At 67.6% G+C, this 15,228-nt stretch carries 6 protein-coding genes and 1 tRNA gene; 3 read left to right on the top strand and 4 right to left on the bottom strand.

From position 1 onward, the window contains the following. Window position 1: 1 nt before the first annotated feature. Both J2S73_RS14040 and J2S73_RS14045 read left to right on the top strand, forming a co-directional pair. Window positions 2–1,930, top strand: a complete 1,929-nt coding sequence (locus J2S73_RS14040) for an MlaD family protein (RefSeq protein ID WP_306886173.1) — start codon at window positions 2–4, stop codon at window positions 1,928–1,930. Between the two features lie 67 nt (window positions 1,931–1,997). Next, on the top strand, window positions 1,998–2,612 hold the full coding sequence (locus J2S73_RS14045; protein ID WP_306886174.1) for an ABC-type transport auxiliary lipoprotein family protein: 615 nt from the start codon (window positions 1,998–2,000) through the stop codon (window positions 2,610–2,612). A 108-nt stretch (window positions 2,613–2,720) separates the two neighbouring features. Here the strand turns inward: J2S73_RS14045 and J2S73_RS14050 are convergent, their stop codons facing one another. Continuing rightward, a complete protein-coding gene (locus tag J2S73_RS14050) occupies window positions 2,721–3,803 on the bottom strand; it encodes an imelysin family protein (RefSeq protein ID WP_306886175.1) in 1,083 nt (360 codons plus the stop codon). A 204-nt stretch (window positions 3,804–4,007) separates the two neighbouring features. Here J2S73_RS14050 and J2S73_RS14055 point away from each other — a divergent pair. Beyond that, window positions 4,008–4,083: transfer RNA gene (locus J2S73_RS14055), tRNA-Lys, on the top strand. A gap of 93 nt (window positions 4,084–4,176) precedes the next feature. On the opposite strand, the gene J2S73_RS14060 is transcribed toward J2S73_RS14055, so the two are convergent. From J2S73_RS14060 to J2S73_RS14070, 3 genes are all read right to left on the bottom strand, one after another. Next, complete coding sequence (locus tag J2S73_RS14060; protein WP_306886176.1) at window positions 4,177–6,108, bottom strand: TRAP transporter permease; 1,932 nt, start codon at window positions 6,106–6,108, stop codon at window positions 4,177–4,179. Window positions 6,109–6,334: 226 nt separating this feature from the next. Further along, window positions 6,335–7,291 (bottom strand): TAXI family TRAP transporter solute-binding subunit, encoded by a 957-nt coding sequence (locus J2S73_RS14065; protein WP_306886177.1) that lies wholly within the window; start codon window positions 7,289–7,291, stop codon window positions 6,335–6,337. A gap of 616 nt (window positions 7,292–7,907) precedes the next feature. Next, window positions 7,908–15,092: an autotransporter outer membrane beta-barrel domain-containing protein gene (locus tag J2S73_RS14070; protein ID WP_306886178.1), complete on the bottom strand. Its 7,185-nt coding sequence runs from the start codon at window positions 15,090–15,092 to the stop codon at window positions 7,908–7,910. Window positions 15,093–15,228: the final 136 nt, after the last annotated feature.

The raw sequence follows: 15,228 nt of genomic DNA on the forward strand, positions 1-15,228 counted from the left end.
CATGGAAACGCGCGCGAATTACATTGCCGTCGGTCTGTTCGTCATCGTGGTCGTGACGGGCGCGCTCGGCTTTGTCTACTGGCTGTACTCCTCCGGCAACTCGACCCAGCGCACCGAGATCCAGGTCGTGTTCGACGACCCGGTGACGGGCCTGTCCGTCGGCAGTCCGGTGATCTTCAACGGCATCCGGATCGGCGAGGTCACCAATCTCGGCTTCGTCAGCTCCGAATCCCCCACCGTCCTCGCCCGGGCGATGGTGGACCGCAACGCGCCGCTGAAGACCGACACCAAGGCGGAGCTCGGGGTCCAGGGACTGACCGGCGTCTCCTACATCTCGCTGTCCGGCGGCAAGGCCGACTCCCAGTCCCTGTTCGCCCAGGACGGCGTGCCCAAGATCACCGCCCAGCGCTCGGCCATTCAGGACCTGCTGCAGGGCGCCCGCGACATTCTGGAAAAGGCCGACACGACCGTCGAGAACCTGAACAGGATCATCGAGGAAAACCGCGGCGACATCGCCCAGACCGTCTCCAACGTGGAGACCTTCTCCAAGGCGCTCGCGGACAATTCGGACAATCTCGCGAAGCTGATCACCGACATCAGCAATGCCGGCGACGCGATCGCCAACGTCGCCCCGCGCGTCGAATCGCTGGTCTCCCGCGCCGACGATCTCCTGGGCGAAGTCTCCCAGGAGGACGTCCGGACGGTGGTCGACAACGTGGTCACCTTCAGCGAGCACCTCACCCGCTTCCAGGACAGCGTCCAGGGCGTGATCACCAACGTGTCCTCGGCGGCCGAGGACCTGCAGCAGTTCGCTCAGGGCCTCAACACGGCGCTCACGGACGTGGACCAGTTGATCCAGTCCGTCGATCCGACCGCGGTCCGGAGCATCGTCGACAACGTCGACAGCGTGATCGGCATGTTCGCCGGTCGGCGCGACCAGATCGACAGCTTCATCGAGAACGCCAGCGAAAGCGCTGCCAACCTGCGTGAAGTGTCGCAGACGCTCTCCGACAACAACGACCAGATCGAGCGGTTCATGGCGTCTGCGGGAAGCGTCGCCCAGCGGGCCGACGACCTGGTCGCGAGCCTGCAGCCGGCCGCCAATCGCGTGGACAGCATCATCGGGGCGGTCAATCCCGACGACGTGCAGGCCGTGGTCGGCAATCTGCGCCAGATCACCACCGTTCTCTCCGACCGGTCCCAGGACATCGACGGCTTCATCGCCGACGCTCGGGAAAGCGCCGCCAACCTGCGCACGGTGTCCCAGACGCTCTCCGACAACAACGGCCAGATCGAGCAGTTCATGGCGTCGGCCACCAACGTTGCCGATCGCGCCGATTCGCTCCTGACCAGCCTGCAGCCGGCCGCCGACCGCCTCGACGGGCTGATCGCCGCCATCGATCCTTCGGAAGTCCGCACGATCCTCGCCAATGTGCGCGAAGTGACGACGGCGGTCTCCGCCCGCTCGGAGGACATCTCCGCGATCCTGGTCAACGCCAAGGAGGCCGCGACCAGCGCCCGGACGTTCGCCGACTCGCTTCAGGCCCAGGCCCCGACCGTCGACCATGTCGCGGAGAACGCGCGCGAGATCTCCGACAAGCTCAACGCGGCCTCCACCCGGGTCAACACGCTGGTCGACAAGGTCTCCGACATGGTCGAGGGTGACGGCCAGGGCTTCATCCAGGAGGCGACCGAGGCCGCCCGCGCCATCAAGGTCGTCGCCCAGGAGTTCGAGAGCCGCGCGGGCACGATTTCGTCCGGTCTCGCCCGCTTCTCGACGACGGGCGTCGACGATTTCGCCAGCGTCATGACCCAGGCCCGCCAGACCCTGCGCGAGATCGAGCGGACCTTCAGCAACATCGATCGCGATCCGAGCCGGGTCATCTTCGGCGGGCCCAACGGTCCGCGTTACGAACCGCAGAGACGGTGACCGGGCGATGCGAGGGAGCGGACGCTTGAGACTTCAGCAGTTCATCGGCGGATCGAGGAGCGGCGCGATGCCGGCCCGACGTCCCGGCCTCAGGGTCTTCCTGGCACCGCTTCTCGCGGCGGGCCTGTCGGCCTGCGCGGCCCTCGGCGGCGGCGGCCCCTCGGTGGAAGCGATCTACACGCTGGACGCGCCCCGCGAGATTTCGGATCTGCGCGGTCGCGTGAACTCCCAGCTCCTGGTCGCCACGCCGGTCGCCCTCGACGCCCTCGACACGAACATGATCGCGGTCCGGCCCACACCCTCGACCCTGTCCTACTATCCGAGCGTACAGTGGGCCGACCGGCTTCCGGTCGTGTTCCAGGCGGTGCTCGCCGAGGCGCTGCAGAATACGAACCGCGTGCGCGCCGTGGGCCTGCCGGGCCAGAGCCTGCTGATCAATTACCAGATCGTCACGGAAATCCGCGCCTTCCAGGCCGAGACCACCGGCTCCGACCGGGCCGCGGTCACCGTGTCGGCCAAGATCCTGGACGACCGCAACGGACGGGTGGTCGCCAGCCGCATCTTCACCGCCGAACAGCCCACCTCGGGCGATTCCGTTCAGGCCGCTGTCGGTGGGCTGGACCGCGCCAATCAGCAGGTGGTGAGCGACATGGTCCGCTGGATCGTCGCGACCGTGCGCTGACGGCCGGGTCCGTCAGGCCGGCCTGCCCGGTTCGTACCCGCTCGACGGCAAACCGAGCTGCTCCGGTCTGAATATCCTGAACAATCGGCTCCGGCAGCCGGCCTTGCCTCAGTTGGCAGGACCCAGTTCGAGGTCCGCGGTCAGCCCGCGCATCGCCTCGGAGACCTCCGCAAGCGCGCTGCGGGCGGCGGCGATCTGCTCGATCGTCTCGTCGTCGGGCTGGTCCACGGTATCGGCCGGAATCGCGGCCAGACCTTCGGCGGCCTCCGTCATCTTGGCTTCGATCCAGGCCGCGCGCTCGTTGAGCGGCGGCTCGGTGGCGCCGGCAAGATCGGTCGCCTGATAGAACTGCCCGAGCCCCCTCACCTGCGCCTGGTCGAGCAGGAAGACGAAATCGACCTGTCCGAACGGTCCGATCTGTCGGTCTGCGTCGGTGTCCTCATCGCTCAGACCGATTCGTCCGAGGCGGGCATGGACCTTGTCCACCCCGCGCGAGAAGGCCGACAGCACCTCCAGGAGCGCATCTTCCGACCGCGCGTAGGCCGGGTTGTCCGCGGCCGGCGACGTGAGCCAGTCCCCGTACCCGCCATCCTTGGTCCATTCGGAATCCAGCGCGGTGGCGATCGACTTCACGTTCGCGGCGATCAGGCCGGCGACCCGGCAGGTCTCGTTGAACTGATCGCTGCCGGTTTCGGCCGGATCCGCGACAAGAAGTCGCTCGAAGGCCGGCAGGCCCTGAAGCTCCGGCGGCTCCTGGGACAGCGCGCCGACATCCTGGGGACCGTTGCCCTCCTCGCCGGGAACCAGTTCCGGAGGCGCCGCGCCATCCTCCGGGGCAGCCGGCGCCGGCGTCTTCAGCCGCTCCAGCCGCTGGTTGATGCTCGCAGGCCCGAAATCCAGGAACGCCACCGCGCCCAGCGCCTGGACGGTGCGTCCGAAGCTCTCGTCGACCGCCGCGCGGGTGGTATCGGACGGATTCGCGCAGTAGCGGACCGTCGCCGTCTGCAGCGCGTTGGAGGCGTCCGCGAGCGCGGCATATCCGGGACGGATATAGCCCTCGACCGCGGCCGACAGCATCGCCTCCACGGGTCGGTTGAACTGGGCCGACGCCGGAGCCGCTCCAAGACCGAACGACAAGACAACCGTTGCGACGGTGATCCGCACCGTCCCGCCCCGCCAAAAGGTGCGCACGCCTACTCCCCAGTCCACGTCGAAACCGTGTTCTTCAGGTTCCCGAAGTCCGGTTCTAGACGATAACCCTACCCGCAGAGAAGATCGCGGAAAGAGAGGCTCGCATCCCCGCCCGATTCCGTCCACAGGAAGACCGTAATCGGATACCCGATGGAAAGGGCCCTTGCATCCTCCGCGCCGGCCCCCTATACGGGTGACCTTTCCGGGCGCATAGCTCAGTTGGTAGAGCAGCTGACTCTTAATCAGCGGGTCCACGGTTCGAGTCCGTGTGCGCCCACCACCTCCCCTTCCGCGGGAGCGACGGTGGATCGGAAAGTTCCCTGAGAGCAAATCGACATGTCATGGCGCATCGGCGACGGGCCGTGCTCCAGGGTCATGCGTTTCCGTCTGAAATCGGAGCATGCCGAGGGCCGCGCCGAAGCTTCCAGGCCGTCAGACCGGCCGCGAGGGCAGCTCCGGCGATCTCCAGAACGGCCGCCCCGTCGAAGGCCGTCGCCGGAATCAGCAGACACACGCCGGCGGCAAGGAAGCCAACCCGCTCGAAAGCCGAGAGCCGGTCGACGAAGTGGCCCATCATGCCGGCCGAAACCAGCCACACACCGGCCAGCGCGGTCACGATTGCCAGCGCCACCTGCCAGACAGAGCCGATCAGGAGCAGGCTCGGAGCCGCGACGAACAGGAACGGCACGATGAAGGCCGGCCAGGCGAGCCGGGTCGCCTCCAGCGCCGTCTGCATCGGGTTGGAGCCGGCCAGCCCGGCGGCGGCGAAGGCTGCGATCGCGACCGGCGGCGTGATCATCGACATCATGCCGAAATAAAGGACGAACAGGTGCGCGGCGATCGGTTCGATGCCGAGCTCGACCAGGGCGGGGGCGACGAGGGTCGCCAGAAGCACGTAGACGCCGACGGTCGGCATGCCCATGCCCAGGACGATCGACACGAGGGCGGCGATCAGAAGCAGCAGGATCACGCTTGTCTGGCCGAGCTGGGTCAGAAGCAGCGTCAGATTGAAGCTGAGCCCGGACTGGTTGAGCACGCCGATGATGATGCCGGCTGCCGCAGAGATCAGAACCACCGACAGGGAAACCAGACCTGTTTCCCGGAGCCCTTTCAGAAGGGCCGAAGGAGCCATGCGGCGGCCGGCAAAGCCGATCCCGAAGGCCAGGAGCACGAGCGCGGCGGTCGACCAGAGCGCCGCCTCCTCCACCTGGATGTGGAGCAGGAAGAGCCCGCCGAGCAGCACGGCGAATGGGATCGGAAAGAACCACCCGGAGCGGAACGTCGGCCCTGCCGCGGGGATCTCCGCCGCCGGCAGCGCCCGGATGCCGTGGCGCGCGGCGAACAGATCCGCCTGGATGAACAGCGCGGCATAGTAGAGAACCGCCGGCAGCAGCGCGGCCAGGACCACCTCGCCGTACGGCACCTGCAGAAACTCCGCCATCAGGAAGGCGGCCGCCCCCATGATCGGCGGCATGAGCTGTCCGCCCGTCGAGGCCACCGCCTCGATGGCGCCGGCCGTGCGCGACCTGTAGCCGCCCCGGGTCATCAGCGGGATGGTCACCACACCGGTGGAGACGACATTGGAGACGGCGCTGCCGGAAATCGACCCCATCAGACCCGACGCCACGATGGCGATCTTCGACGAACCGCCCCGGAACCGGCCCATCAGGGCGACCGACAGGTTGGTGAAATAGGTGGATCCGCCGGCGTGGGTCAGGATCAGGCCGAAGAACACGAAGGCCACCACCACCGTGGCGGAGATCATCAGCGGAGTGCCCAGAATTCCGTTCGGATCCAAGGCGACCTGGGACACCAGCCGCTCCGGAGCGATCGCGCGGCCCTGCAGCGGGGTCGGAACGAGATTGCCCCAGAGTCCGTAGGCCACGAACACCGCGGTGATGCCGGTTAGGACCGGTCCGGCCGTGCGGCGGAGCGCTTCGAGAAGAAGAACGATCACCAGGGCTCCGGGGATCAGGGCGACGCTCGGATCGAACGCCGCCTCGTCCACAAGCCACGAATAGCGCACGGCCACATAGGCGGGCGCGGCGAACCCGAGTGCGGCCAGGACGAGGTCGTGCCAGGCCGGCAGTGCGGCGCCCTCGCCCTTCGCCCGCCTGAATGGATGCGCCAGGAAGGCGAGCGCGAGGGCAATCGCCAGGATCGCCGCCAGGAACTGCTCGTCGTAGATGGCCAGTCCGATGCGCCTCTGGAGGCCGAGGATGAAGGCGAATGCAAGCAGCGGCAACGCGACCGAAAGCAGGGCCCGGACGGCTTCGACGGTGCGGCGATAGATGGTTTGGGACATTGTGCAAACCCCGGGGCCGGCACCGCACGTCCGGTTCGGATTGTGTCAATCCGAATGACGGAACACGGCCCGATGAATTTCAAGAGCGATCCGGGCGGGCCCGGCGGCCATGGGTCCGGCCGGACCGAAGGCGTTGCGACGGGCTCGTGCCGGCGACCACCGGCGCATCCGGCCGGCGGAGGCCGGCCGGGGCCGCATGGTTTCGTCTCGGCGCTCGCCGGTGGGACTACTGCGCCAGGCCGATTTCCCGGTAGAACTTCATCGCGCCGGGGTGATAGGGCGCGTCCAGCGGAATGTAGATCCGCTCCGGGTCCCAGCGCCTGAAGATACCGTGGGCGGCGGACAGCGCATCGGGATTCTCGTAGAGCGCCTTGACCGCCTGATAGACCGTGTCCTCCGGCACGTCCGCGCCGACCATCAGCGTGTACTCGTAGCCGAGCAGCGTGACGGGCTCCTTCACGCCTGCTGCGGCAGGCGACGGCTCCACTTCGGCGAAATAGGAGCCGGGCGCGATCTTCTGCATCGCCTTCTCTCCGTCCGGGGTCGGCTTGATGCCGATGAAGCGGACGCCAACGTCGGCATCGGCCTGCCGGATGACGCCGGAACCGGGTGCGGAATAGGCGCCGGCAACCCGGTCCGCGACCATCAGATCCACGGCCCGAGCGAAGTTCGGAACGGAGACCGGTTCGAAGTCCTCCACGGACAGGCCTTCGGCTGCCAGGGTCGCCTTCAGGCACATCTCGACGAACTTCTGCGCCGAATAGTCGGTCGGGAAAGGCTGCCCCTTGAGGTCGGCCGCACTCTGGTACTCGGAATCCTCGCGCACCACGACACCGACCGTGAACGGCATCAGCACGGCGGCGACCTGCAGGTTCTCCAGCGGCCGGCCTTCGAAATTACCTGTCCCCGTCACCGCGTAGACGGCCTCGACCGTGTTGGAGGTCGCGAACTCCATCTCGCCGTTGTTGACCTGGGGCAGGACGACGTTGGAGCCGCCGGTCGGAACCGCCGTGGACGTGAGGTCGGAGAACTGCGTGATCACGTTGGCGACACCGGCCGCGATGGAATAGCCCAGCGCCCCCTGTGGCAGCGTCCCGATCGCGGCCTGCTGTGCCTGGGCGCCGGCGCCCATGGCGAGCGTCAGCGCCGCGGCCGATAGTCCGGTGAGAAGCTTCCTGTACATGGCTCTGCTCCTGGTCTCTGGTCGAAGGTCGTTTCTTTTCTAGGCGGTCACGGATCAAGCGGGCGCGACGAATGCGGGGCGCAGCGCGCATTCCGGGACAGCGAATATCCGCAAGGGATGACAAGGTGAGCGAGAGAGCGGGGAGGATCCGGACCGATCCGCAAGGCGGCCAGGCCGGACCACGCGGGATCCGATCAAGCCATGCCGCCGGGACCGCATGGCCGCACAACCGGGCAATGCGACGCCCCTGGCGCCACCCCGGTCCGTCGGCCGCCTGCAAAGGCATAGCCCGATCTGATTGTCTCCCGCACGCTCAGCCACTCCCCTCGCGGCCTGACACTCGCAAACCCGCAGATTTCGACGGCACTTGACGGAAAGGCTAGAGGCTGACGCGGAACGCATCCATTGCATTTGAATGCGTTCGTTATGCCGATTCGGCATGGCCTTGCTCATCCGGCACGACTGGCGCGCGGTTGGGCAGGCGGTCCGGGCAAGGCGGGCAAGCAGATCACAAGGCGGAGGGCGTCAGCCCCCGCCGACATGCAATGCCGGGAAGCCCTCGCCGGAAGCTCCTATGGAGCGACAGCGGCCGACAGCGGCCGTCGCACTTCGGCGGTCAGAACCGGTAGCCGAAGCGCAGCGAGCCGCCGTGGGACTGGTAGCCGTCGGCGAAGGAGCCATCGTACTGCAGCTTGAGCTGCATGCCGTGCACCTTCTGCAGGTCGATACCGGCCGACACCCGCCCGACCGTGTCGGCGATCGGCATCGCCGTGGTGAACTTGTCCATGTTGGTGACGCCGGCGAAGCGGGCCGTCGAGTCCCAGCTGTCGTCGGACAGAAAGGACACGCCGACGCCCGCGAACAGCCGCGCCGGCAGGCCTCCGCCCATATCGAAGCGCGACCCGAATTCGACCCCGGGCGTCACGCCGAACATGGTCTCCGTGGCGCTGTCGACGACCAGATTCAGGCCGCCGGCGCCGCTTTCACGATACCCGCCCTGGTGCACGGTGATCACGTCGAGGTCGACCATCGGACGCATGTAGAAATTCTGCTCGAAGGCGAACTCGTAGGAGGCGCGCGCCCTGCCGAAGAAGGTCGCCGTCTTGGGTTCGGCCTCGGCGACCGCCGAGAGCGGACCAAGGGCGAGATAGCGCGAGGAATCGCTCCACGTGTATCCCGCGCCACCGGCGAGCGCGAACAGCCACGGCCCGATCTCCTTCTTGAGCGCGGCCGCACCGGTAAACGCCTTCGCCTCGAGCTTCTCGCTGCCGGCGTCGTTGCGCAGCCAGGACTCCTCGTAGGCAAGGCTTCCGCCGAGGAACCAGCCACCCCCGAGCGCCTTCTGCCCACCGGCCTGCATGCCGGTGGTTTCTTCCTTGTAGCCGCGGGAATCCGGCGTCGGATCCTGCTCCGCGCGACCGCCGAGGAAGCGGCCCCAGACGCATTCGCCCTCCTGCAGAACCGTGCCGGTGGTGAAGGCCGGGCAGGACAGGACGCTGGTTGCCGCCGTGATCGCCTTCTGGGGCGCGCCGGCCGGCCCGGCCACGGTGGTCTCCGAGGCGACCGTCCTCAACATGCTCTCCAGCGTTTCCGGCGTGGCGGCATGGAAGGCGGCAAAGGCATTGGCGATGGAGATCTCGTCGCGGGAATAGCGCACCGCCTGGGCCGAGCCGTCCGCGATCCGGTCCCAGGCGCTCTGCAGCCCCCGGCTGGCTTCTGCCGCGTTCCGACCGAGCGATACGCCGGTATTGGCGAAGTTCGCCGTCTCCACCTGGAAACCGGTCCAGCCGGATGACGATGTGGCCGGCCGGGTAAAGGAGAACACGAGGCCCGGCAGGACGGAGATGTCCGACGTGTTCGTCCCTTCCACCTTGAGGAACTCGGTCCGCACGTTCGGCAGCAGCGCCTCCGGCGACAGGGCCACGCCCCACGTGCCCGCGAAGTCGCCGCGAACAAGAAGGCTGTCAGATTCGCCGAACTCCATGTCGAGGTCGAGCCCTTCGATCAGGCCGCCCCGGCTGCCGGTCTCGTCCCGCCAGACCTTCTTCTCCAACCCGTCCAGATAGGAGAAGGCGGCGAAGGCCCGGTCCAGCCGCGCTGCGGTCACATCGTAGGTGCTGCCGCGGTCGCTGGTGCCCACGCCGACCAGATCGCCGGTTACGAGCGTCTGTTGGAACCGGTCGGTCCCGCCGATATTGAGGGAGCCTGCGTTCAGGATGGTGTCGACATCGGCGATGGCGCCGGTCGCAAAGGTGCCGCGCCCCTGGTTCAGGAACAGCGACTGCCCGGTGAGCGGCGCAGCACTCAGCCGCACGGCACCGTCCGCCGCCGATGCAGAGCTCGCGCCGTAGTCCTTCGACCACTTCACCTGGCCGCCCTTCGACACCATCACATTGCCGGTCAGGGTGCCGGAGTTGTCGAGCGTCGCGGTGCCTCCGCTGTCCACGGCTGCATAGGCCGCGCCGCCGTCCCCGCCGGCCCCCGTGGAGCCCGAAACGATGCCCGTGGACCCGACCGTCAGGGTCACCGACTGGTCCTGCGTCTGGCTCCAGACCGCCCAGGCGTTGTCGGCCTTGGTGGTCACGGTGCCGTCGACCGTCACGCTCACGCTCGCCTGGGTATTGGGGCCGTTGCGGTGGAGCGAGCCGGCATAGGTCTTGCCGTTCTTTTCGAAAATACCGCCGGAACCGGCCACCGACTGGGCGATGATGCCGTGGGCATAATTGCCCGACGTCGTGATCGAGGCGCCGGAATTGACCGAGACCGTGACGGCGCTCGAATGGCGACCATCGCCGCTGTAGTCGCTCGCCGTGTAGGTGCCTTGGTCGTAGGCGACATAGTACGTGTTCAGCTTGGCGTTGAGGTCCGCGGCGACACCGCCGCCACCGCCGATGGACTGGGCCAGAATGCCGACGCCGCCGTCGCCGGTCGTCACGATCGACGAGCCCTCGTGCAGGGTGACCGTGACGCCGTAGCCCGCCCCCCGCGACTGGTCCTTCTCGAACGCGACCGAACTCAGCACGGATTCCGAAGCCGTGACGAAGCCGCCGCCGCCACCGATCGACTGGGCGACGATGCCCACTGCCCGCTCGCCACCGGTGCTGAGCGACCCGTAGTGGTCGATGGAGACCGTCCCGCCGTCGAGCGCGTTCAGGCTGGACTGGTCGGCACCGGTCCCCAGCGTGACGTTGAGGATGTCCTTCAACGTATCGTCGTTGACCTTGCTCGACGTGCCGAGCGCCACCATGCCGAGGCCGCCGCCGGCGCCGACCGATTGGGCCACAATGCCGTGCGACGCTTCGCCCTTGGTCTGGATCGTGGCGCCGGAGAGCGTGCTGACGGTGACGCCTCCGCCCTGTCCGCCGCCGCCGCTTCCGCCACCGCCGAGCTTGATGTGAACCTTGTCGACGGCCAGACCCGAAGAGATGCCGACACCGCCGCCGCCGCCGATCGACTGGGCGATGATACCGTGGGCGGAAAAGCCTTCGGTCGCGATCGAGCCCGCGTGCACCTCGACCTTGCCGCCGGCGCCGCCGCTGCCGCCCGAACCGCCGATCGTCAGCTGCGCGCAGGAATCCTTGTCGTCGGAATCGTCCGACCCATCGCCGCCCGAACCGCTGGAGCTGCTGGAACTGCTCGTTTCGCAGCCGGAACTGCTGTCGCTGGAGCTGCTGCTGGATGAACTGCCGCCCGACGAGCCGCCGTCGTCGGAATCGTCGCTTCCGGAAGACACCGCAGCCGCGCCGCCGCCGCCACCGACCGACTGGGCGACGATACCCGATGACAGGGCCCCGTAGGTCTTGATGGTGCCCGTGCCGACGATGGCGTTGTTGTTGCCCTTGTCGACGCCGATCGTGACCGTTCCGCCGTCGCCGCCAAATCCGCCGGTCATGCCGATGGTCAGACCGAGGGTCAGGTTGTCGTCATCGTCATCGCCGCCATCGTCATCGCCGCCGTCGTCGTCCCCGCCATCATCCTCGCCGTCCTCGGACGCCCCCGTCAGCGCGAAGGCCGACACCGAGGTCGCCTCGGCGGCATCCTCGTCATCACCGCCGCCGTCGTCTCCGCCGTCATCGTCCTTGTTGTCGCTGATGATGGAGAGCGATGACGTGCCCGAGCCCGCCGCGCCACCGCCACCGCCGATGGACTGGGCCAGAATGCCGTCCGACCAGTCGCCGTGGGTGACGATGGTGCCCTCGCTCCAGACATTGACGCTGCCGCCGGTGCCGCCGCCGGTGCCGTCCGACCCCGTGCCGATGGTCAGGCCGACGTTCCAGTCGCCGTCGCCCATGCCGCCGCCGCCGGACGAGTTGCCGCCGCCGCCACCGATCGAGTGGGCGATGATGCCGCGCGAGACGTGACCGTAGGTGGTGATCGCCGCTTTGGATCCATGGAGCGCGGAATAGATGTTTCCGCCATCGCCGCCGCCGCCGCCGTCGCCGCCGATGTCGACGTTCACGGCCGCCGACTTGATGGCGTCCGCCTTCTTGGTGGACCCCGAGCCGGTTCCCGCATTGCCGCCGCCGCCGCCGATCGACTGGGCCAGAATGCCGTCGGCATAGCCGCCCTTGGTGATGATCACACCGTCGTTATAGGTCTTCACGGTGCTGCCAGCGCCGGCCGCGCCGCCCGTCCCGCCGAGCGCCACGTTGACCGCGAGCGAGAAGTTCTTCGGGCCCTCGCCCTCGTCGTCGTTCTTGCCTTCGAAAAGCTTGTTCATGGTTTGCGCGGAGGAACTGGCGGTGGAATCGCCGCCGTTGCCGCCGCCGCCACCGATCGACTGGGCCACGATCGCGCCAGAGCCATCTTTCTCGGTGGTGATCGAGGCCGTGTCATAGAGCGTGGCGAACGCCTCGCCGCCGTCGCCGCCGGCTCCGCCCGACCCGCCGTGCGCGATCGAGACGGTGAGCGAGACGGTGTCGTCGTCTTCGTCGACCGGGACGCCTTCCGCGATTGCCTTCGAGGTCGCCTGGCCACCGTTGCCGCCGCCGCCACCGATCGACTGGATCACCAGCGCCTGGGCATCCGTACCCTTGGTCGTCACCGATCCGTTCAGGAACGCCTTGGCTTCACCGCCGGAGCCGCCGTTCGCGCCGCTGCCACCGTGGGAGACGGCAACACTCACCCCGATGCCGATGCTGTCCGCTTTCGCGTTGCCGCCGACACCGCCACCGCCGCCGATCGACTGGACCAGGATACCGGTGCCGTGATCGCCGCTGGTGGTCAGCGCGCTGTCCTTGGTCCACTGGGTCACCTGAGCGTGGCCGCCGTCGCCGCCGCCGCCGCCCTTGCCGCCGGTTGCACTGGACCCGAACAGGCCCCAGGCCGTCGCCTGCCCGCCGACACCGCCGCCGCCGCCGACCGATTGCGCGATGATGCCATGGGCATAGTCGCCGCTGACCGTGATGGAATTCTGTTTCTGCTCGACGAAGACCTTGCCGCCGTCGCCGCCCGGACCGCCCTGGCCACCGACCGAGTGGAACAGGCCCTTCTTGTTGCGCCCCTGGCCGCCACCGCCGCCGATCGACTGGGCGACGATGCCGTGGCCTTCCGAGCCCTGGGTGGTCAGCGTGCCGTAGTTGACGACGTGAACATATGCGCCGTCGCTGCCCGACCCATCGCTGCTGCCGGTGCCGGCGCCGACGGCGCCATTGGCGCCCGATCCGGAGTTGATGCCGCCGCCGCCGCCGATCGACTGCGCCAGGATCGCGATGCCGCCACCGAGCGCGAGGGTATCGCTGCTGGAGCTGGATGACGTGCTGCTGCCGGAACTCGGCTTGGAATATCCGCCGTAGGTGGAGATGGTGCCGTGGTTGGTCACATAGACCGAGCCGGGCACCGAGCCCTCGCTCTGGCCGCCCACGGTCTGATAGGCGCCGGAGGTGTTCGAGCTGTAGGGAAGAACATCGACCGAGCCCTGGGCCGTGGTCGAAAGCGCCGCGGTGGATCGCAGCGTGCCCCCGCCGCCGCCGATGGACTGCGCGACGATGCCGTGGGAATCGACCCCGTGGACCGCGAGGTCACCGGTATTGGTGACTCTTACCGTGCCGCTGGTCGAGCCGTTGCTGGAGGTGTCACCCCAGGTGACCTGGCCCTTGCCGGAATAGGTGTAGATGCCATCGCCATCGGCCGCGGAAGCCGACTGGGCAAGAATGCCGTGGGAATGCGTGCCCTGGGTCGTGATCGAAAAGTCGTTGGTGACGTTGACGTTACCGGCTTTCCCGCCCCAGTTGTTCGTGCCCTTGTAATTGGACGACCCGCCGCCGCCGAGCGACTGGGCGATAATGCCCGTTGAGTAGTCCCCGGCGGTGCTGATGGCCCCGCCGCCTGAGACGGTCACATAGGCCAGATATCCCCGGCCGCCCTGCTGTTCGTGATCGTCCTTGCCCGACTGGTACGCCGTTCCACCCTGGCTCACCGCGAAGATGCCCGGCGAATGCGCTCCTTTGGTCGTGATCCGGGTCGTGTCGCTGCCGGTGACCGTGACCTGGACGCGGGCGGAATAGCCGGCACCGAACGCACGTTTCCCGCCGCCGGGAATTCCGTCGCCAGACCGGGCGATGGCAAAGATGCCGGCACCCGTGTTCCGAGTGAGCTGCCAGTTGTTGTTGTTGACGTAGGCGTTGACCGGTCCGGCCGATGTGGTGGTGATCGATCCGGTCATCGGAGACGCGGTCGATCCGACAACGACCTTGACGCCCCCCGTAGCGTCACCCGCGTTGGCGCCCGGGTTGATGCCGGCGGTCGGGCCGTATCCCACATGGTCGCCGAACTGATTGATGTTGTAGGGCGTGTTGCCGCCATAGGAGACGGCCGCGATTGCGGGCCCGCTGCTGGTCGCCGCGACCGACTGATAGGCATAGACGTAGACTTGCTCGGAGATGCCGCCGTAGCTGTAGTCGTCGTCGCTCGAATAGGTCGACGGCCCGCCGATGCTCAGCGCCGCGATGCCGAACGTGGTTCCGGATACCGTGCCCTTCGAGGTGACGGTCACCTGCCCGGCCCACCCTGCCAGATATTTCCCCTTGTCGTGGGCGTGCTTGTTGGTTCCGCCTTTCGACAGCGCGAGAATGCCGCCCCCGACCGTGCTGGAGACGTCGCCGGTGCTGACGATCGTGACGGCGCCCCCGCTGCCCGCACCCGTCTCGATGTTGTCGCGCGATCCGCTCCAGTTGAGCGCACCCAGGCTGACGCCCGACAGCGCAACGCGTTGCTTGCCGGAAATCCGCATATCGCTGTAGGGGATCAAGTTGCCGGACGTGTCCCTCCCCGGCTGAATCAGCAGCTTCGTGTCGGCGGCCTGAGTGACCGTGATCGTGGCGTTGTTGGTGATCTTGACGTCAAGGCCGTCCCACGCCCAGTTGGAATGAACGTTATACGTGTTGCCGCGATAGGTGTCGGAGCCGCCGGCGCCCACGTTGAGCAGCGCGATGTAGGGGCCGCCATAGGCGTATTGCGGCGTGGTCAGCGCACCCGCGGAAATCGTGCAGGAAACGGTCTGACCCGAAACCTGCCCGTTCCTGTCGTAGAACTGATCTGAGTCGATGTTGGACGCCGTCTCGCTCGTCAACTGGGACGGCGAGCACGTGACCGACTGGGCATAGGCGCGGGAGTAGATCGGAACCGGAATGCCGGCGAACGTCCCGGCCAGCGCAGTGGACTGGAACAGCAGCGAGGATGCGATCCGCTTGATCTTGCCGCGTCCCGGGCCGGGCCTGGCGGTGCGCTGGGGAACGGACCGATCTCCCGGTTCGTCTGCGTCGGCGGGCACGCGACCTTTCGAACCGGTCTTCTCGTTCATACGCCCCATCCGAACAATCCAATCCAATCTGCCTGCGCCGTGCGTAACCGCTGCACGTCAGTTGCTGCTCCGTTCTTAGTCGCGACCGACCACGAATGTCGGCAAAAAAGTGGCAGGGGTGCCACATTTTTTTCAC

Origin of the sequence: Amorphus orientalis, assembly GCF_030814015.1 — a bacterium.
GTDB classification, from domain to species: Bacteria; Pseudomonadota; Alphaproteobacteria; order Rhizobiales; family Amorphaceae; genus Amorphus; species Amorphus orientalis.